Origin of the sequence: Sulfitobacter aestuarii (genome assembly GCF_042685005.1) — a bacterium.
In the GTDB taxonomy this organism is placed as follows: Bacteria; Pseudomonadota; Alphaproteobacteria; order Rhodobacterales; family Rhodobacteraceae; genus Sulfitobacter; species Sulfitobacter aestuarii.
Map to the genome: position 1 here is coordinate 24,769 of NZ_JBHUMP010000022.1, position 19,276 is coordinate 44,044.

20 protein-coding genes are annotated in these 19,276 nt (G+C 62.8%); 13 read left to right on the forward strand and 7 right to left on the reverse strand.

Annotated features, from left to right (window positions below; genetic code table 11):
• Nucleotides 1-36: 36 nt before the first annotated feature.
• Together ACFSUD_RS17375 and ACFSUD_RS17380 are read left to right on the forward strand one after the other, a co-directional pair.
• Nucleotides 37-687, forward strand: a complete 651-nt coding sequence (locus tag ACFSUD_RS17375; protein ID WP_386375775.1) for a DUF1007 family protein — start codon at nucleotides 37-39, stop codon at nucleotides 685-687.
• Nucleotides 672-1,556: a nickel/cobalt transporter gene (locus ACFSUD_RS17380; protein ID WP_386375776.1), complete on the forward strand. Its 885-nt coding sequence runs from the start codon at nucleotides 672-674 to the stop codon at nucleotides 1,554-1,556. Before ACFSUD_RS17375 ends, ACFSUD_RS17380 begins: the two co-directional genes overlap by 16 nt.
• Before the next feature lie 39 nt (nucleotides 1,557-1,595).
• On the opposite strand, the gene ACFSUD_RS17385 is transcribed toward ACFSUD_RS17380, so the two are convergent.
• Complete coding sequence (locus ACFSUD_RS17385; protein WP_386375777.1) at nucleotides 1,596-2,234, reverse strand: FMN-binding negative transcriptional regulator; 639 nt, start codon at nucleotides 2,232-2,234, stop codon at nucleotides 1,596-1,598.
• A 146-nt stretch (nucleotides 2,235-2,380) separates the two neighbouring features.
• Between ACFSUD_RS17385 and ACFSUD_RS17390 the strand changes: the two genes are divergently transcribed.
• Entirely contained in the window at nucleotides 2,381-3,607 is a 1,227-nt protein-coding gene (locus ACFSUD_RS17390) for an MFS transporter (protein ID WP_386375778.1), read from the forward strand.
• Between the two features lie 51 nt (nucleotides 3,608-3,658).
• Here the strand turns inward: ACFSUD_RS17390 and ACFSUD_RS17395 are convergent, their stop codons facing one another.
• Both ACFSUD_RS17395 and ACFSUD_RS17400 read right to left on the reverse strand, forming a co-directional pair.
• A complete protein-coding gene (locus ACFSUD_RS17395; protein WP_386375779.1) occupies nucleotides 3,659-5,200 on the reverse strand; it encodes an MHYT domain-containing protein in 1,542 nt (513 codons plus the stop codon).
• A 391-nt stretch (nucleotides 5,201-5,591) separates the two neighbouring features.
• Nucleotides 5,592-6,602: a purine-nucleoside phosphorylase gene (locus ACFSUD_RS17400; RefSeq protein ID WP_386375780.1), complete on the reverse strand. Its 1,011-nt coding sequence runs from the start codon at nucleotides 6,600-6,602 to the stop codon at nucleotides 5,592-5,594.
• 209 nt (nucleotides 6,603-6,811) lie between these two features.
• Between ACFSUD_RS17400 and ACFSUD_RS17405 the strand changes: the two genes are divergently transcribed.
• The 6 genes from ACFSUD_RS17405 to ACFSUD_RS17430 all read left to right on the forward strand — a co-directional run bounded on the left by ACFSUD_RS17405 (nucleotide 6,812) and on the right by ACFSUD_RS17430 (nucleotide 12,420).
• Nucleotides 6,812-7,795 (forward strand): Bug family tripartite tricarboxylate transporter substrate binding protein, encoded by a 984-nt coding sequence (locus ACFSUD_RS17405; protein WP_386375781.1) that lies wholly within the window; start codon nucleotides 6,812-6,814, stop codon nucleotides 7,793-7,795.
• Nucleotides 7,796-7,855: 60 nt separating this feature from the next.
• Nucleotides 7,856-8,335 carry a tripartite tricarboxylate transporter TctB family protein gene (locus ACFSUD_RS17410; protein ID WP_386375782.1) on the forward strand — a complete coding sequence of 160 codons (480 nt, stop codon included), beginning with the start codon at nucleotides 7,856-7,858 and terminating at the stop codon, nucleotides 8,333-8,335.
• Nucleotides 8,336-8,338: 3 nt separating this feature from the next.
• Nucleotides 8,339-9,859 (forward strand): tripartite tricarboxylate transporter permease, encoded by a 1,521-nt coding sequence (locus ACFSUD_RS17415; protein ID WP_386375783.1) that lies wholly within the window; start codon nucleotides 8,339-8,341, stop codon nucleotides 9,857-9,859.
• 96 nt (nucleotides 9,860-9,955) lie between these two features.
• Nucleotides 9,956-10,369: a universal stress protein gene (locus ACFSUD_RS17420; protein WP_386375784.1), complete on the forward strand. Its 414-nt coding sequence runs from the start codon at nucleotides 9,956-9,958 to the stop codon at nucleotides 10,367-10,369.
• Nucleotides 10,370-10,454: 85 nt separating this feature from the next.
• Nucleotides 10,455-10,997 (forward strand): TadE/TadG family type IV pilus assembly protein, encoded by a 543-nt coding sequence (locus ACFSUD_RS17425; protein ID WP_386375785.1) that lies wholly within the window; start codon nucleotides 10,455-10,457, stop codon nucleotides 10,995-10,997.
• 1 nt (nucleotide 10,998) lies between these two features.
• A complete protein-coding gene (locus ACFSUD_RS17430) occupies nucleotides 10,999-12,420 on the forward strand; it encodes a pilus assembly protein TadG-related protein (protein ID WP_386375786.1) in 1,422 nt (473 codons plus the stop codon).
• A 29-nt stretch (nucleotides 12,421-12,449) separates the two neighbouring features.
• Here the strand turns inward: ACFSUD_RS17430 and ACFSUD_RS17435 are convergent, their stop codons facing one another.
• On the reverse strand, nucleotides 12,450-13,367 hold the full coding sequence (locus ACFSUD_RS17435; RefSeq protein WP_386375787.1) for a calcium/sodium antiporter: 918 nt from the start codon (nucleotides 13,365-13,367) through the stop codon (nucleotides 12,450-12,452).
• Between the two features lie 281 nt (nucleotides 13,368-13,648).
• On the opposite strand from ACFSUD_RS17435, the gene ACFSUD_RS17440 reads away from it, so the two are divergent.
• The 3 genes from ACFSUD_RS17440 (at nucleotide 13,649) to ACFSUD_RS17450 (ending at nucleotide 15,553) form a co-directional block, all read left to right on the forward strand.
• Nucleotides 13,649-14,209 (forward strand): hypothetical protein, encoded by a 561-nt coding sequence (locus ACFSUD_RS17440; RefSeq protein ID WP_386375788.1) that lies wholly within the window; start codon nucleotides 13,649-13,651, stop codon nucleotides 14,207-14,209.
• A 53-nt stretch (nucleotides 14,210-14,262) separates the two neighbouring features.
• Nucleotides 14,263-14,922 (forward strand): rhomboid family intramembrane serine protease, encoded by a 660-nt coding sequence (locus tag ACFSUD_RS17445; RefSeq protein WP_386375789.1) that lies wholly within the window; start codon nucleotides 14,263-14,265, stop codon nucleotides 14,920-14,922.
• A 205-nt stretch (nucleotides 14,923-15,127) separates the two neighbouring features.
• Nucleotides 15,128-15,553: a VOC family protein gene (locus tag ACFSUD_RS17450; RefSeq protein ID WP_386375790.1), complete on the forward strand. Its 426-nt coding sequence runs from the start codon at nucleotides 15,128-15,130 to the stop codon at nucleotides 15,551-15,553.
• Nucleotides 15,554-15,583: 30 nt separating this feature from the next.
• Here ACFSUD_RS17450 and scpB read toward each other — a convergent pair whose 3' ends face one another.
• The 3 genes from scpB to ACFSUD_RS17465 all read right to left on the reverse strand — a co-directional run bounded on the left by scpB (nucleotide 15,584) and on the right by ACFSUD_RS17465 (nucleotide 18,224).
• Complete coding sequence (gene scpB / locus ACFSUD_RS17455; protein WP_386375791.1) at nucleotides 15,584-16,183, reverse strand: SMC-Scp complex subunit ScpB; 600 nt, start codon at nucleotides 16,181-16,183, stop codon at nucleotides 15,584-15,586.
• A 1-nt stretch (nucleotide 16,184) separates the two neighbouring features.
• Entirely contained in the window at nucleotides 16,185-17,114 is a 930-nt protein-coding gene (locus tag ACFSUD_RS17460; RefSeq protein ID WP_386375792.1) for a DUF1403 family protein, read from the reverse strand.
• 150 nt (nucleotides 17,115-17,264) lie between these two features.
• A complete protein-coding gene (locus tag ACFSUD_RS17465) occupies nucleotides 17,265-18,224 on the reverse strand; it encodes an IS5 family transposase (RefSeq protein ID WP_386375793.1) in 960 nt (319 codons plus the stop codon).
• Between the two features lie 178 nt (nucleotides 18,225-18,402).
• Between ACFSUD_RS17465 and ACFSUD_RS17470 the strand changes: the two genes are divergently transcribed.
• Nucleotides 18,403-19,173 (forward strand): AbrB family transcriptional regulator, encoded by a 771-nt coding sequence (locus tag ACFSUD_RS17470; protein WP_386375794.1) that lies wholly within the window; start codon nucleotides 18,403-18,405, stop codon nucleotides 19,171-19,173.
• Nucleotides 19,174-19,276 lie beyond the last annotated feature (103 nt).

Sequence of the window (19,276 nt, forward strand, 5' to 3'; positions counted from 1 at the left end):
ATTGCCCTGCCCCGCCGCAACCCCTATGCAAGCACCATGCGGAAACTCCTGACCCTGATCCTGAGCAGCCTGATCGCCACCTCGCTGGCGGCGCATCCGCATATCTTCGTCGATACCGGATTGGAGCTGATCACCAGCGATGCCGGAGAGATGACCCATGTGCGCGTCACCTGGGAATATGATGAATTCTATTCGCTGCTGATCACCGAGGACATGGGGCTCGACGGCGATGGTGATGGCCTGCTGACCGAGGCCGAACTGGACAGGCTGAGCGGGTTTGACATGAACTGGATCGAAGGATTCAACGGCGATCTGGTGGCGCGGCTCGGTGAGACGGAGATTCCCCTGTCAGACCCGCAGGAGGTCACCGCCAGTTTTGCCGAAGGGCGCATCACCACGACCCATCTGCGGGCGTTTGAAGAGCCGATCCCGGCGGGGGAAACGCTGGTGATGAAAGCCTATGATCCGACCTATTACACCGCCTATGAACTCTCCCGCCCGGTGCGCGTCGAGGGCAGCGGTACCTGCGACGTGCGGCGCAAGGCGCCGAAGCTCGACAATGAGCTGCGGGAATTGCAACAACAGCTCGCGACGCTCGATGCCGAGATGGACCCGGAAGATGTCGGTCTGCCCGATATCGGGGCGCAGATGGCGGGCAGCGTGCATGTGACATGCGCCGCGTCCTGACCTTGCTGGCCCTCGCGGTCCTGATCGGACTGGCGCTGATCTGGTGGAGCGGCGGTTTCGACCGGCTCGCCTATTGGGCCGCCGGTCAGCAGCGCGCCTTCCAGATCACCATCGCCAGCAGCCTGCGCGCCGCCCGGGCCGGGCAGCCGGGCGCGGTGATCGCCCTGCTTTCCGCCTGTTTCGCCTATGGGCTGGCCCATGCGGCTGGGCCGGGGCATGGCAAGGTGCTGATCGGGGGTTACGGGCTGGCGCGCGGCGTGCCGATGCTGCGCCTGTCGCTGATCGCGCTCACCTCCGCGCTCGGGCAGGCGCTGACGGCGGTGGCGCTGGTCTATGGCGGGGTCACTCTGCTGAACCTCGGCCGCGAGGCGATGGTGGGCGTGACCGAAGATATCATGGCGCCGGTGAGCTACGGCGCCATCGCGCTGATCGGTGCCTGGCTGATCACCCGCGGGCTGCGCCATCTGCGTCCCGTGGCGCTGCAGCAAGGCGAGCCGACCACCTGTGCGAGCTGTGGCCATGCCCATGGGCCGACACTGGCACAGGTCGAGCAGACCGGCAGTCTGCGCGAAGCGCTGGTGCTGATCGCGGGCATTGCCCTGCGCCCCTGCACCGGCGCGCTTTTCGTGCTGATCATCACCTGGCAGATGGGGATCGGCCTGCTGGGGATCGGCGGCACCATCGCCATGGCGCTCGGTACGGCGGCAATCACCATCAGCGTCGGGCTCGGCGCAGGCGTCCTGCGGGGCGGCATGCTGGCCGGATTCCTCGGCTCGCCCCGCGCGGCGACGCTGGCGGCCCTGTTGCAAATCCTGGCCGGTGCGCTTGTCGCCGTGCTGGCCGGTGGCCTGTTGCTGCGCGCGCTCTAACGCGCCGCCAGAGCCGCGACGATGGCCTAGCCTGTCTGGCTAGACCCGGGCGCGTTCCCGCACCAATGCCGCAACCGCTTGCTCCTCCGCGCTTTCCTGCGCGCCGAGCCCCGCCTCGACCCCCTGACGGTCGGTGCTCTCCTTGTTCTGGCTGACCTTCCAGGTGCCGGCGAGCTCCTCGATCTCGATCTCGAAGCCGACCAGCCCGCGCAGCTGACGCATGACGAAATCCTCCGGCGCGTCCGTGACCGCCCAGGGCTGCGGCCGCTGGCCCTCCTGCTGTGCCGTCAGGTCCTGCAGATGCCGCAACAGCCAATAGGTTTCCCGCGTGAAGCGCAGCCGCCCGCGCGCATGGACCACAACGTAATTCCAGGTTGGCACGACTTTCCCATGTTCGCGTTTGGACGCGTACCAGGACGGCATGACATAGGCCTGCGGGCCCTGGAAGATCGTCAGCACCTCGATTCTGCCCTCGGTTTCCCGAAACAGCGGGTTCCCCGCCCCCAGGTGTCCGCGCAGCACCCCGCGCGCGCCTTCGCCCTCATGCAGGACAAGCGGGACATGTTCCGCCGTCAATGGCCCGGTGGCGGCGGAGACGAGGGTGGCGAAGGGATGCGCGCGCATCAGCGCCTGCATGACCTCGGGACGGTCTTCACGAAAAACAGGCGGCTGGAACATCTGGACTCACATTTCAAACAGCAGGAACAGCGGAGCTTAGGCGCGCGGCGCTTGCGATGGCAAGCGGGCATGCGTTGATCCCGAGCGGACCCTTTCCTACCGGATTGCGTCTTGTGCGCCGACGGCTTCCGGTGTCGGGTAAGCGCATGAAACTCGGCGGCCCCTTCCTGTTCATTCTTGCAACGCTGATGGTGGATGCCATCGGTGTCGGGATCGTCTTTCCGATCATGCCCGATCTCATGGAACGCGTCGGGGCGGGCAGCGTGGCCGAGGGGGCGTTCTGGGGCGGGGTCATGATGTCGGCCTATGCGGCGGCCATGTTCCTCTTCGGCCCCATCGTCGGTAGTCTCTCTGATGCCTACGGGCGGCGGCCGGTGCTGATCGCGGCGCTGGTCACGCTGACCATCGATTATGTCATCATGGCGCTGACGCAGACCTACTGGATGTTGCTGGCCGGAAGGATCATCGCGGGCATGGCCGGGGCGACCTATATCACGGCGACCGCCTATATATCGGACATCGCCAGACCCGAGGAGCGCGGCGCGGCGTTCGGAATGATCGGCGCCGCCTTCGGCATCGGCTTCGTCTTCGGCCCGGCGCTCGGCGGTCTTGCCTCGGGCTGGCATATCACCGCCCCATTCTGGATCGCCGCCGCACTCTCGGCGCTCAACGTGATCTTCGGACTGATCGTGCTGCCGGAATCGTTGAAGCCACAGAACCGCCGCCCCTTCGGCAGACGCGACCTGAACCCGGTCGCCTCCATCCTCGCCGCCTTCGCGCTGCCCGGGCTGGCGGTGCCGCTGATCTGCATCTTCGTGTTCGAATTCGCCAACCTGGTCTATCCGACACTCTGGGCCTTCTGGGGCCGCGAAGTCTTCGGCTGGGACGGTTTCGCCATCGGGCTGACCCTGTCGGCCTATGGCATCCTGATCGCAGGGGTGCAGGCGGGTATCCTGCCCTTGCTGTCCCGGCGCATGGGCGATTTCAATACGCTGATCATCGCGACCTGCGCTGCCGTGATCGGGCTGGCAGGTTTCGGTTTTACCACGATGCTCTGGGCCGTGGCGATATTCCTGCCGATCGCGGCCCTGTCGGACATGGCGCCGCCGCTGATGACGGCGGTTGCGGCGAACCGGGTGAGCGAGGACCGGCAGGGGCTGGTGCAGGGGGTGATCGCCTCGCTGTCATCGGTGGCCGCCGTCGCCGCGCCTTTGGCGCTGACCGGCGTGTTCGAGCGGTTTGTGAACGGGGAAGGGATCTATCTGCCCGGCGCGCCGTTTCTCGTCGCCGCTCTATTGGTCGTGGCGCTGACGCCGCTGATCCTGAGAATGAAGCCGAACGCTGAGCGGGAGGTGGAACCGGGGCCGGGCTGATCCTTCAGCTGTCCGCGCATCTCGTCCGGCCCGAAGGGCCGACGGCGCAGATCATGCTGCGGCGACCACCGGCATCGGCGCCTCGGCGACCCGGCTATCGGGCAAGCGGACGGTAAATTTCGTGCCGACCCCGACGGCGCTTTCCACCGTGATGTCACCGCCATGCGCGGCGGAGAGTTTCTTGCTGATCGCGAGCCCGAGGCCGGTCCCGCCTTCGGAGCGATTTTCGGCCGTCTCGACCTGGGTGAAGGCCTCGAAGATGCGGCTGAGATCTTCCTGCTTCATGCCGCATCCATTGTCTTCGACCTCAAGCCGGAACCCGGTCCCATCGACCTTGGCACGCACGAATATCTTGCTCGCATTGGAAAACTTGAGCGCGTTTCCGATCAGGTTGATGAGGATCTGCTGACAGCGCCCGCGATCGGCCAGCACCCTGATATCGTCGCAGTCGACAAGGAGTGTCGCCGACTTTTCGGTGACAAGGCCCTGGAACTGATCCCTGATTCCCCGGAGCAGGTCCTGAACCGGGAATTCGGTCTTGCTGAGCTTGATGTCGTTCAGCTCGATGCTCGTATAGTCGAGAATCTCGTTGATGATCGTCAGGAGATGATCGCCAGCCGTCTTCACGCGCTGCCCGTAGAGCTGCGTCTGGTCGCCAAGCGCATGGAAATGGGCTTCGGTGATCGGCTCGTCCGGTTTCAGCTTGCTCGTCGTGTGCCCCTTGAGCTTGGACAGGAAACTCGCATAGCCGATGATGATCGTCAGCGGGGTGCGGAGTTCGTGGCTGAGCACGCTCATGAATTCGGACTTTGCACGGCTTGCCCTCTCGGCCGTGTCCCGCGCCTTGCGCAGCTCTTCGATGCTCTCCATCCGCGTGCGGTTCTCGATGAAATAGGTGAACAATCCGCCCAGAACGATCATGCTGGCCGTGCCCGCGATGACCAGGGCGAGCAGCTTGAATTCATCGGGATTGGTATAATCGCCCCCGGACCCCATGGATTGGACCCTGAACGCCGTCATGCCGGTGAAGTGAAGCCCGGTGATGGCCAGCGTAAAGGCCAGCGTCATCTGCAGATCGCCCCGTTTCTCCCGGTTCTTGCCGAGGAACAGCGCAATCGTGGCGAGGATCACGGCGATCAGGATCGAGGCAATGAGGTAGGTCTTGTCCCAGGATACCGCCCCCTCGACGCGATAGGCGACCATCCCCGTGTAATGCATGGCCGAAATCGCCAGTCCGACGATCGTGCCGCCGATGACGGTCGTGATCGTCGATTGGAACACACCCGCAATCAGGATGCCCATCGTGCAGCCGAGGATCGCGATGATCAGCGAGGCGAAGGTCAGCGACAGATCAAAGGTGACGGGGGACTCCGGCTGATAGGCGAGGATCGCGATGAAATGGGTACACCAGATCGCGATGCCGGAGGTGATGGCCGTCATGAAATACCAGATGATTGCCTCTTGCGTCGGCCGCTTCAACGCATGTCTGTAAAGCCGCGAGATGACCCAGCTGCCGAAAGCACACAGGAGAGCCGCGAGAACGACCAGACCGAAATCATGATGGGCATGGATAGAATGGGCGACGGTGAACATATGATTTCCTTGTGGGCCTCTCGCGACCCGGATCTAATGGAGCATGATGGCGGAATGTAGTCGAAATCTGGTTGTTTAAACGCCCGGGTGAACTTGTCGGGGCGGGTTCAGGCTTCGTGATCTCGTGGGGGGGAACATCCTCGATATGGCGCGTTATAAGGGCGCCGATTTTGCAAATTGACATGGCTCGTACAATCGACGGCTGAGTTAGGCAAGATTATGAATACGCGCACCAAAATCTTGCCTGGATATGTGTCCACAATATCACCGGGGCCATACAACTCGAACAGCCGGTCCTGATCGGGCGCAGCATTGCAAATTCTTGCGGTCGCCTGCTCTGGCAGCCGCTGCACCGTCTGATAACTCCGTGCGCGGACCTTGGGAATTTAACTCAGTCAGCAACCGACGCAGGCGGACCGTCTTTCCATTGCTCCCAATCAGCAATGATCCTGTCCACCAGCGGCGCCCCCACCAAGGTGATGTTCTCGACAGTTTCGGCGAAGCCACCTGCGGTTTCACCTGGCGCAGGGTCGAGATGCTGAAGGGTTGTTTCGTTCGGATTCCCCTGATCGAAGTTCACGGCACCGCGCAAGCTGACGATCCGGTCGGTTCCATGCTCACGGTCGATGACCAGGGCAATCGCGGCGGCCTCCATTTCGGTGATCATATAATCATCCGCACCATAGAGCTCGGCGATATACTGGGCCTCGTTCGACAGGCCCGGACCGTGAAAGAACGTGTCTCCGGTCATATGCGTGCCGGTTTTCACACCGGGAGCCGCCTGCGCCGCCGCGTCCGGGTAGCGCTGTCGGTACTGCCGGGCCGCGTCGGAATCCCGCAGCTCGACATCGTCTGACAGGGCGACACCCCAGGCCACCAGTTCGGGGTTCAATTGAAACAGACGGTAGGATTCGTAGCCGGAGCGCGGCATGAACACGGGCGCGCCCGGCTCCCCTTCTTCCGGTGCCCAGCGATGTCCGAGGTCATAATCGACAAGCCAGGTCCCCCAGACAACATCGCCGATGGTGCCCCTTGACGGCGGCGTGCCCGCGACCCCTGAAAGAACATAATAGGCCTGCGAAAAATCGTAATCCGGATGCAGCAGGATCGCTTGCATTGAGGCGGAAGAATTGACTTTGCCCATGCCAAGGACGGCTCCACAGACGCCTGCATCGTCGCAATATACCGGCTTGAACGCCCCTGGCACGTCCTGCGGTTCGGCTTCGGTCCAATATCGTTCATACCAATGCTGAAATTCGCCTGCCCGATCCCCGGTGTTGTCTCCTATCTCGAACATCGTGCCGATAAAGACCTTCACCGCGACCGGCTCGCCCGAGGCAATCGTCGCGCCGATAGCGGAAATTGTTAGGGCGGACAAACCTGTTTTGAAGACCTCGATCATAGCATTTCCTTTCGAACATGGATTCCAGCTGCTTCGTGGCATCGGCTTCGTCGGCAGGCCAAAGGCGCGGGCCAATGCCCTCGGACCATAACACGAATGGGGCGATCGATCTGCTATCACGGTGGTGCCACGGGCCGCCCTTCCCGGGACATCTGTTGCCCGAAACCGGATTCCGGGCAATGATGCCGATGAAACAGGGAGGTAATCGAATGAAACACTTGAAGATCTCGGCCCTTGCAATCGCCGCGTTGGTGTCCCTCGGCGCCGGCGCCGCCATGGCGCAGGAAAAGGAGAAGGCGATGGACAGCGTCCATTTCCTCATTCCCGGTGGTGCCGGGGGTGGCTGGGACGGCACCGCGCGCGGGGTTGGCGAAGCGCTGAAGAATTCCGGCCTCGTCGATACGGTGACATTCGAGAACATGTCCGGCGGCGGCGGCGGCAAGGCGCTGAACTACGTCGTCGAGAATGCCCAGAGCAACGAGGGCACGCTGATGGTGCACTCGACCCCGATCATCGTGCGGGCCCTCAACAAGACCGTCGACATGGGCTTTCGCGACGTGACCCCGGTGGCCGGGGTGATCGGCGATTACGCGGCCGTCGTGGTTGGCAAGGACAGTGATTACGAAAGCTGGGATGATCTTTACGCCGCGTTCCAGGAAGACCCGCGCGGCGTCGCCATCGGCGGCGGTTCGGCGCCCGGCAGCATGGATCATCTGGTCCCGGCGGCGATCCTCCAGGAAGCGGGGAGCGATCCGCTGGACCTGCGCTATGTCGCCTATGACGCGGGCGGCAAGGCGATGGCCGGTCTCCTTTCGGGCGAGATCGCGGCACTTTCCACCGGACTTTCCGAGGCCATCGCCCTGGCCGAGGCAGGCGAGGTCCGCATTCTCGGGGTGACCGCGCCAGAGCGCGTGGAGGCTGCACCGGATGCGCCGACCTTCAAGGAACTTGGCGTGGATATGGAATTCGTGAACTGGCGCGGCTTCTTCGGCGCGCCGGGCCTGCCGGAAGACAAGCGGAATGCCTATGCCGATATGCTGAAGGAGATGACCACCACCGAGGCCTGGGCGAAGGTGCGTGATCGCAACGGCTGGATCGACATCTACAACGCGGGCGAGGATTTCACCGCTTACCTCGAAAATCAGGAAGCCGATATGCAGCAGCTCATGACGAACATGGGCTTCATCCAGTGATCCAACCGGTCCGACCGCGCCCCCCGTGGTCGGACCGCTCATTTGCAAAGGCGGCTTGCCATGACCCTTGATCGTGCCATCGCGCTGTTCATCCTGCTGCTCTGCCTGCTCTATGGCTATTCCGCATGGTTCATCATGGATGCGCAGATCGCGCCCTTCATGGCGCGCAACCCGGTCTGGCCCTCCTCCTTCCCCAAGATCCTCGCCATCGGCGGCGTGTTCTTCGCGCTCCTCGTGCTCATCGCGCCGCACCGTCCGCAGCAGGACCCGGATCTCGAACTTTCGCGCCTGCTGGAGTATAATTACGGGCAGGCCCTCGGCCTGCTGGCGCTGATGACCGCCTATGCGCTGCTGCTCTTGCCTCTGGGCTTTCTGATCTCCACCTTCCTGTTCCTGATGCTCGGCAGCCTGATCCTCGGCGAGCGGCGTTGGATCGCGATGATCCTGGCCTCTGGCATCGCGAGCCTCGGCATCTGGTATCTGGTGCAGGAAGTGCTGGGCATTTTCCTGCGCCCGCTTCCCGCGGCATTGGCGGGCTGAGCGATGATCGAAGGTCTCCTGATCGGCCTCTCCACGGCCTTCTCGCTGACCAATATCATGATGGTCATCGGCGGCTGCCTGATCGGCACGTTCATCGGCATGTTGCCGGGGCTCGGGCCGATGTCGATCATCGCCATCATGATCCCGGTGGCGATCACCATCGGCGATCCTTCCGCGGCGCTGATCCTCCTCGCCGGGGTCTATTACGGGGCGATCTTCGGCGGCTCCACCTCCTCCATCCTGATCAACGCGCCCGGTGTCGCCTCCACGGTCGCCTCGAGCTTTGACGGCTATCCGATGGCGCGCGATGGCAAGGCGGGCAAGGCGCTGACCATCGCGGCGATCTCCAGTTTCGCGGGCGGCACAATCGGGGCAATCCTGTTGATGATCTTCGCACCGATGCTGGCCTCGGTGGCGCTGCTGTTCCACTCGGCGGAGTATTTCGCCCTGATGGTCGTCGGGCTTTCCGCCATCGCCGCCTTCGCGGGCACCGGCAATGTCGCCAAGGCCATGCTGATGACCATCGCCGGTCTGATGCTGGCCACCGTCGGCACTTCCGCGCTATTCAACGCGCCGCGTTTCACCGCGGGGATGATGGAGCTGCAATCCGGGATCGGTTTCATCACGCTGGCCATGGCAATGTTCGCCCTGCCCGAGGCGCTCTACCTTGTCCTCGACCCCGCCCGCTCGGCCCGTTCCGGAAGTGGCGGCGAGATTTCCAACCTCCGCATCACCCGCGCCGAGGGGCGCAAAATCGCGCCGGTCATCGGGCGTCAGTCGATCCAGGGCTTCTTTATCGGCGTGCTGCCGGGCGCGGGCGCGACCATCGCTTCGTTCCTCGGCTATGCGGTCGAGCGCAATATCGCCTCGCCCGAGGAGCAAAAGGAATTCGGCCGCGGCTCGATCAAGGGGCTTGCCGCGCCCGAGAGCGCCAATAACGCGGCCTCGACCGGCTCTTTCGTGCCGCTCCTGACCCTCGGCATCCCCGGCTCGGGCACCACGGCGATCCTGCTCGGCGCGCTGCTGGCGCTGAACGTGAGCCCCGGCCCGCGCCTGATGGTGGATTCACCCGAGATCTTCTGGTCGGTCATCATCTCGATGTATCTCGGCAACCTGGTGCTGCTGATCCTGAACCTGCCGCTGATCCCCTACATCGCCAAGATCCTCGCGGTGCCGCGCAATTTCCTGATCCCTTTCATCCTCTTCTTCACGCTGATGGGCGCCTATATCGGCCAGAACAATTCGACAGAGCTGTTGCTGCTGGTGGGTTTCGGCGTCATGGCGACAATCCTGAAATTCGCCGATTTCCCCCTGCCGCCGCTGCTGATCGGTTTCATCCTCGGCGGCATGCTGGAGGATAATTTCGCCCGTTCCATGCAGCTCTATGACGGGATCGGCTTCATCTGGGAGCGGCCGATGACCCTGATCCTGCTGATCATCGCCGCGGCCCTGATCGTGCTGCCCGGCCTGCGCAGCTGGCGCGCCCGCGCCCGACAACGCCGCGGCGTCTCCACGCCCGATTGATGCGGCAAGCCAGGGCCGAAACAACGCGGGGTTGATCTGCCTCAAGGGGCCCATGCGCTCCTGTGCTATGATGGGATTCGTCAAAAGGAGATCCAGATGTTCACGAAAATCATGATCCCGGTAGACCTGCGGCACGTTGATCGCATGGAGAAGGCCCTAACAATCGCCGCCGGTCTCGCCCGGCAATACGGCGCCGAGGCGCATATCACCGGCGTCACCGTCTCGACCCCGACGGAGGTGGCCCGCACCCCGAAGGCCTATGCCGACAAGCTCGCGGCCTTCGCCGCCGAAACCTCCGAGACCCACGGCGTCACCTTCACCCCACATGCCGAGATCAGCCACGACGCGAGCATCGATCTTGATGACATCCTGAGCCGCACGGCCGACAAGATCGGTGCCGACCTCATCGTCATGGCCAGCCATGTCCCGGGCTTCGCCGACCGCTTCATGTCTTCCAACGCCGGGTATCTGGCCTCTCACGCGCATATATCAGTATTCGTCGTGCGCTGAGGGCAGTGGCTTCAAGCAGGCCCGCGCGCCGTCAGGCAAAACACAACATGAAAACACGACACGGGGCGATTTCGACGCAGCAACCGTGCGCCGCCTTGCGGTTCTGGCCGAAGAATATGCGACCGGCTCAAAAGATCCAAGCCACGCCATATTTTCATCTCTTTTCAACCGCATGAAGAGATTACCCGAGGGAAAGTTGAGCCTGGCCATGGATAAGACATCAGAACCCAAAACCCAGCGGCGCGTCGCGCATTTCTGGCGCAACGAGGACGGCAGTACCACGATCGAAACGGTCATCTGGTTGCCGATCTTCATGCTGCTGCTCGGGCTGATCATCAATGTCGCGATGGTTTTCTTCAATGAATCGCAGATCACCCGCATCGTGCAGGATGGCAACCGGGCCTTTTCGCTCGGGCGGCTGGAAGATCCTAAGGCGGTAGAGGATTACATTGCCGAGCGTCTGGCCTATCTCGAAGCAACCCTGACAATCAATTCAGGGAGAACGGGCGGTGTCATCACCACAACGCTTTCGACCCCTGCCACCGATCTTATGCCGTTCAAATTCATGACCACTGCCTTTGACAGCGTCAGAGTCGGCATCCGCGCCCAGCATATTATCGAGTTCTGACATGAAACCCATATTCATTCGCGGATTATCCGGCCGCGCGCTGCGCTTCCTTCGGGACGAAAACGGCTCCGGCACCATTTTGGCGCTGTTCTTCCTGCTGATCGGATTGATCATCGGCGGGCTCGGAATCGATTTCAACCGGGTCATGGCGCAGCGCTCGCGCCTGCAGATCGCCACCGATACCGCCGCCCATGCCGCCCTTTACACCCGTGAGGAAGAGGATGTGACAGCGGCGCGAAACAAGGCGACCGAGACCGTGGCGAGCATGTTGCCCGAAGCCGCCTTCGGCAGCACCGCGCTGACCACCACGGACGTCACCTTCGGCCATTGGAATGCACAGGACCTGAGCTTTACCGAAGACAACGATTCAAAAACCGCCGTCCGGGTGCGTGCGGCGATGACCGAAACGCGCGCCAATGCCTCGCGCAACCTGCTGCTGCACATCATCGGTTTCGATACTTTCGATCTGGGCGTTGAATCGGTCTACAGCACTTATTTCCCGTCCTGCTTCACCGAAGGCTTCGTTGCGGAAGGGGTCGTAAACATCCGATCGAACAACAGTTTCTCCGACGGCTTCTGCATCCATTCAAACGAATATGTCAGCCTCAACCAGAACAACTACTTTGAACCCGGCACGGTCGTGTCGATGCCCAATCTCGACGATCTCGACATGCCGAACTCGGGGTTCGAAAAGAACGAGGGTCTGCAGACTGCCCTGCGCAGCGGCGCCTACCGCCTGCGACTGCTCAGCGACCTGCCCGATATCATTGACAGTTTCTGGACCGCCGAAGCCAAGCACCTGCCGCCCTATGTCATCGCCGGTTCGATCTACGAAGTGTCGGAAAACCATCTGGCGGTCGAACCCGAGGTCGAAGCGGAGACTGGAACAAAGGGTAATGGCAACGGCAACGGCAATGGAAACAACGGCGGTGGCGGCAATGGTCTGACCCCCAATCATTTCGAACCCTACAGTGTCAACGTGATGAATTGTTCAGGCTCGGGCAAGATCACCCTCAAGGCCGGAACCTATTCCAATTTCCTTTTCATCAGCGATTGCGAGGTCAAGTTCAGCAATGGCGTCATTCTGGAGGACGTGGTGATGGCCACCACCAATACCAGCGCCAGCTCCTTCAACACCCCTAGCGGGCTGAGCATCGGTCGCGATGACAATTGCCTTGCGGGCGGCGGCGCTTCGCTGATGACCCTGGGAGGTTTCCACGCCGCATCCTCTCTCAACATCTTCGGCGGGCAGATTCTGGCGCTCGGCGACATCGAATTCGCCGCCAATGCCGATGGCATCCAGGGCGCCTCTCTTGTCTCCTATGGTCGCATCGAAGGCACCAGCAACATGAACATGGGCTATTGCCGGAGCGAAGGCATGGAGAATGCCTATCGCGCGGATTATTTCCGGATGGTGAACTGAGCGCGGCCGCAATTGGATCATTCCGGGCGCTACCGTGCCATCCACAGGTAAGCGACATAGGCGGCCAGGACGAACAGCCCCGTCCCCCGCCCGATAACGGGTCGGGTCAGGAGCAGTGCCGTCAGCGCCAGCGAGGAGGTGATCATGATCGGCAGATCGAAGGTCAGGAACCTGTCTGCCACAGGGACCGGCCTGATCAGCGCCGTCACCCCGAGAATCCCGAGCACGTTGAAGATATTGGACCCGATGATATTGCCGATGGCGATCTCGGATTGTCTCCGGAAGGCGGCGATGATGGAAGTGGCCAGTTCGGGAAGCGAGGTGCCGACGGCCACGATCGTCAGACCGATGAACGCCTCCGAAACCCCGAAATCCCGCGCAATGGAAGCCGATCCATCGACAAGAAACCGGGCGCCGAACATCAGGAAGACCAGCCCGAACAGAACCCAGAGCGCCGAGACGAGCAGCGAGCCCGGCACGGCTGTATCGCCGTGCTCCTCAACCTCAGCGCCCGGGTGAAGATAGGCCCAGGTCAGGTAGCCCGCCAAGGCAAGCAGCAACAGAATACCCGGCAGCCGATGGATCTCGCCCATGGCAAAGATCGGCACCAGGGCGAAAGCGGCCGCGAGCATGACCCCCGTGTCGCGCTGCAGCGTTCCGCCGGAAACACGTATGGGCCAGATCAGACAGGTCAAACCGACGATCAGCAGGATATTGGCAATGTTCGATCCGACGATATTGCCCACCGCAATATCGGGTACACCACGCAACGCCGCCTGAACCGAGACCAGAAGCTCGGGCGTCGAGGTGCCGAACCCCACGATTGTCAGGCCGATCAACAGCGGCGATATCGCCCACCGCCGGGCAATTCCGACACTGCCGCGCACCAGCGCCTCGCCACCGACAAACAGACCGATCAAACCGGCGACGACGTAGATGTAATCCAATCAAGTATCCCCGCGGGCAATCCTTCCGCCCCGCAAGGGAAATGGGGATCACATCCCGGTTTCCACAATACCCCGCGTGATATAATCTCTTCGACATGCCGCGACCCCCATGGGCGCCCGTCCCGTTCGATTGTCCAGCACAACGCGATAATTCGCGCGCCACTCTGGCAGAGCACGGGTGACATATCTAAAGTCTCGCCTATCGCCCCCGAATTCGGCGCATCCGGATATCGATATTCAGGGTCGTCAATGCGAGGAAAGGGCCGAAGGAAAACACGCCCATGCCAAACGATGCGCGCCCGGTGCTCTCCATCATCGTTCGCCGTTTTCACCAGGATAGAAAAGCCGACATCCTGCACTCGCTTCACCGATTGCAGCAAGTCGCGGCGGATCAGCCCGGATATCTCGGCGATCACAACAGCCTGTCGGAAGAAGAGACGCAATGCGAGCTTGTGAATGTCTTCGCCTTCAACTCTCGAAAGAACCTCGAAAGGTGGGAAGCCTCCGAGCTGCGCAACAGATGTCTCGCGGAGCTGGACCGGCATCCGCAGAAGGCAACGCGGCATAAAGATTTCGAAGAGCTTGCCCGGCTCCTCCCGCAGACTTCCCGGATCAGCAAGATCGAAATCGTCGTGATCCTGATCTTCTGGATTCTGATCTCGGGAACATGCCTGGGCTACCTGGGCGACCTCCTGCTGCCCACGGGCTTTCCCGCCGTTGGGCGGTCCATCCTGCTGGTGACGATCAACGTCCTGCTGATCAGCTACCTCTTCCTCCCTTGGACCAGCAATATCCTCACGAAGCTCAAGACAGCGCGGGCCGAACGGGTGCCGAAAAGCTGAGCCGCCCCCGGTCCGCGCTTGGTTTGCAGCTCCCCAGCCCCTATCTGGCAGGTATGAAACACGCATCCCCCTCCGAACGACCTGTCGCGCAGGCGACGCAGAAGAGCGGCGCGCCGGGTTACCTGTGGTGGCTGGTCGGCGCCATGGCCCTGATCGAGCTCATCCTCAGCCTGTCGGAGACCGGCCTGTTCGGCGGCCCGGATCTGCGCTGGTCCGCCATCGCGATCGGCGGGTTCTGGCCGCCGTTGCTGAATGGAGAAGTCGCGCCGCTCTATGCAGGTCAGGCCGCCGTGATGTTTCTCAGCTACGCCTTCCTGCATGGCGGGCTGGCGCATCTGGCCATGAACGGCGTCGTGCTGCTGTCGCTGGGCAAGTTCGTCTCGGCCCATGTCGGCGCGGCGCGGACCCTGCTGGTCCTGTTTCTCTCCGCGCTGGCGGGGGCGGCCTGTTTCGCTCTGTTGTCCTCTGGCGACGCGCCGATGATCGGCGCCTCGGGGGCCGCCTTCGGCCTGATCGGGCTGTGGCAGGCGATCGAGGCGCGGGCACGCCGCCGCGCCGGGCTGTCGCTGCGCCCGATCTTCATGGCAATGCTGGCGTTGATCGTGGCCAATATCGCGCTCTTCGTGCTCTTCGCGGGCGGGCTGGCCTGGCAGGCGCATCTCGGCGGTTGGATCGTCGGCTGGCTGATGGGGCATGGCTTCGCGCGCCGCTAGGCGGAGCCGCAGAAGACGTCTCGTACCGGCGCGGCGCCGCGATTGACCGGCTTCGATGCCCGGATTACCCTTCACTGGTCTGAAACAGGTTAGGCGCGGGAAGGTTGGCCCGCCCCCCGCATCCTGCGGGTCCTTCCGTTGCAAGGCAACGGCCCAAGACTATCAAGGCGTCTGCGCGGTGCGGATGCCGATAGAAAGGGCATGCATGAAACCCAGAATTTCCGTACTGACACTCGGAGTGCGCGATCTCGAACGATCGCTTCGATTTTACCGTGACGGGCTCGGGATGCCGACAAAAGGCATCATAGGTCAGGAGTTCGACCATGGGGCGGTGGCGTTCTTTGACCTGGCCGGGGGCCTGAAACTCGCCCTCTGGGCGCAGGCCGATATCGCCCACGACACGGGCTTGCCGATAGAAGCGTTGAGCCCGACCGCCTTTACCATCGGGCATAATGTGGCACGGCGCGAAGAGGTCGATCAATGTATGCAGGCCGCGGCGCAGGTCGGCGCCGACATCATCAAACCCGCGCAGGATACGTTCTACGGCGGCTATGCGGGCTATTTCCGCGACCCTGACGGCCACCTGTGGGAGATCGCCTGGAACCCGGACCTGATTCCATCGGAAGATTGAGCCAACAGCAGGGGGTGGGACAGGCTGCTTTCAATCCACCGTCGCCCCGATCCCCGCATCCGCCAGCATCTCCCGATCCGGCAGCTCGCGCAGGCTCTCTAGCCCGAAGGCCACGAGGAAATGTGCGGTGGTCACGTAAGTGTAGGGCGCGCCGCGCCGCGGACTGCGCGGCCCGGTGGCGATGAGGTCGCACGCATGCAACCGCCCGATGACGTCACGGGAAATCTCCTTGCCGAAGATTTCCTTCAGCCCGTCGCGCGGGATCGGCTGGTGATAGGCAATCGCCGCCAGCACCGCGAGATCGAATTCCCGCAGGTCGAGCGCCTGATCCGTGACATCCGCCGCCGCGCGCACCGCCTCGGCATAGGCGGGCCGGGTGCGGAGCATCCAGCCCCCCGCCGCCTTGCGCACTTCGAAAGCGCGCCCTTCCAACTCGGCGGCGAGATCCTCGACGAGCAGATCGACCGACGCCCCCTGCCCCACCAGCCTGGCGAGCGCCTCGCGCGGCACCGGCGCGGCGGAGGCGAAAAGCGCCGCCTCGATGCGCCGCATCCATTCCCCCCAGCGCAGCGCTGGCGGCACCTCCGACAGCTCCCGGTCAAACCCCGGCTCTGATCGCGCCCCCGCCATGTCAGAGCCCGTAGAGCCGGAACATGTCCCGCCCGGTCAGCTCGCGCACCGCGCCGAGCCCGACCAGACGGTCGCAGAGCCGCCGCGCCGCCCGGTCGCTCATCGCCTGCGCGGTGCCCTGGACACGCGGGGAGAGCATCCCGGTCGGCGCTACCGCATCCTGGCTCAGGAACAGCGACACCGCCGCCTCGGAGGCTTTCGCACGCAGCTTCGGCGCCACCGCCCGCAGTCGCGCCGCCCGCCGGGTCAGCTCACCCGCAAGGCGCAGGGCATGCTCCGCCCCCTGCCGCAACGCCCCGTGCAGCGCCAAGATGGGATCAGCCTCGCCCGCGGCGATATCGCGAAGCTGTCGCCGGGACAGATGCGCCGCCAGCAGCGGCACGGGGTATTCCCATCGCAATCCCTGCGCCAACACCGCCTCGGCCCGCATCAGCGCGGCGGTCTCCTGCCGCGGCGCAGCGCGCAGAGTCTCCGCGAAGACCTTACCGGCCCTGAAAATGGGCGATCCCCGCTCCTTGTCCAGCTCTAAACGCGTTTCTATCCCCTCCGGCAACAGCCGTGCCAGCCGCGCTACCGCGCCCGGCCCGGTTACCTTCACCCGAGCGAGCCCTCTCCAACGCGCGAACATCTCTCCCGCAGGTCCGGGCGCATCGCCCGTTCGCGTCAGACAGACCGCATCGCGGACCTCCGCAGCGCTCTCCCGGCGCCCCTCACGCTTCAAACACGCACAGGCGGCCTTCAGCGCCAGCCGGTCGCGCCACAGCGCAGCGGGCAAAGCCGGGTCGTGCGTTGCGAGGTCCAGAATTGCCAGTGCCGCTCCGGCTGCAAAAGCGTCGTCTTGAGCAACGGATGCAAAGGATCGCGTAGCCCAGCTCGGCAGCTTGAGCGAGGTTTCCGGGGTGGATAGCGGAGGATCGGCTAAGGAAGTCATCAATGCAACCTATGCCGTCCCGGCGGCTGGGGCCATGATATTTTGGCCCAACCGCCGCGCGATCGATTCCAGTTTTGTCTAGAAAGCCCGACCGCGTGATCGCGTTGCACAAATAGCGCTCGGGCCGCATTTGCCCCTTTCCCCGGTTCGTTATGGGACACGCTCATAGGCTGCACGACCGAGACGGGTCATGCGGTTGAGGGCGTTGACAGCGATGCGGGCTTCGGTTGCCTGGGTCTCCATGTTGCGGCTGCGCAGTTCCGGTCCGATGACCTGTTTGTAGCGCCCGATCTGGGCCTCGCCGCGCGATCTCTGACCATAACCGGCGGCCCTCTGCCATGCCATTCGGCCAGTTTCGGTTATCATGCCGAGATGGGCGTTGCGTGCCTGGCAATCTCCGGGAACGGCGTTCTCCGGCGGCGGAATGATCAACTCGACATCCGGACCAAACGCGTGCCGGATTGTCGCGGCGGTTGGCACACCATCATAAGCTCCGTCTCCGAAGAAACGGCGCACCGGACCGGATACCTCGGCAAGAAGGTCGGGCAGAGCGCCGGTGTCCCCGACATGCTGGGGTGTCAGGCAGGACGCCACAAGCTCGCCGCTCTCCGGATCGAAGCCGATATGCAGTTTGCGCCATATCTTGCGGGCCTTCGGCAGCCCGTGCTTCTCCCGCATCCACTCGCGGCCACCGTGGACACGCAGCCCTGTGCTGTCCACAACCAGCGCGATCGGACCACTGGCTGTCCGGGTGTCAGGCGCGATCTGAAGCGATGGCGCCCGCCGGCAAAGCGTCGAAAAATCCGGCACGGGGAGGTCCGTCTGCATGAGCCGCAGCAGACTGCGGACAAAGCCCTGCGTTTGGCGAAGCGGCAAGCCGAACACGGCGCGCAGGGTCAAGCAGGTCTCGATCACCAGATCAGAATATCGTTGTTGACCACCGCGCTTGCCAGTGCGCTCTGCGCCCCACCGGGACACCGCGTCTTCGCTGAACCAGACCGTTACGTCGCCACGCTGGCGGAGCACCTCGTTGTATTCGGCCCAGTTCGTCACACGGTACTTTGCCTTCGCAAACTTATCCCGCCGCGGCGCGTTGAATTTGAAAGGCATACCAGCATCCCGCAGTCAAATCGAAGCACCAGCTACGCATCGGAAACGATTCGTGCAACACGCTCGCCCCGCCCCTAAACTGATCGTGTCGTCTACTCGGCTCCGCTGGCGTGCTCAGATTGTACGTTCACGACAAAGAGGGCCGATCAGGCGTAAGACAGTTCACGCAGGATCGACGATGACCCTAAGATTATTTGTTATCACGCCCTTAATGCTCGCTATCGGTACAGCTGCTGGTTGGCTCGCACACCTCACTCCGGTGCCCCTGCCCTATTTGCTTGGAAGTCTGATGATGACCGGTGTTATCGCGACCAGCCTCCCCAATGCCTTACCGGACGGCTACAGCTTCCCTCAGCGGGTGCGGACCGTTTTTATTGCGATCATTGGCTTGACAATTGGGGGGCGCGTCACCTCTGAACTAATCGGCGACTTGAATGAAATGGTCTATAGTCTGATCGCAGTGAGTTTTTTCGTGCTGCTCGCACATATGGTTAACTACCAGATATTTCGTCGCTTAGGAGAGATGGACCGCATCACCGCGTTTTTCGCGGCTGCGCCTGGTGGACTGATCGAAAGCGTTGCCTTGAGTGAAACCGCCGGAGCTGACACCAAACATATTGTAATGCAGCAATTCCTTCGGATCATCCTTGTCATCGCTCTTGTCCCTATTGCTATGTCGCTTTGGGTCGGCCATCCGGTCGGTAGCGCCGGAGAAATGGACACCGTTAGCGAAGATAGCCTGACCGCTACCGGCATCGTATTATTGCTGTCGACCAGTATTGTCGGGATGCTTATAGCTCGAATCCTGCGTTTGCCCGCTTGGGAGCTCACCGGTCCATTAGTTGCCGCCGCTGCCCTAAATTTTGTTGGCGTCGGAGCACCCCCGGTGCCATTCTGGCTGCTCAACATCAGCCAGATCGCCATCGGTGTCTCGCTAGCAGGGTGCTGATTTAGTCGCTGATCCGGAACGCTATTCCTTCAACGGCGCCGGTTCGGGTGATCTTCTCACTTGTCGACGGGTGTGAGGCGCGCATGTGGCGGCGTGTTCCTGC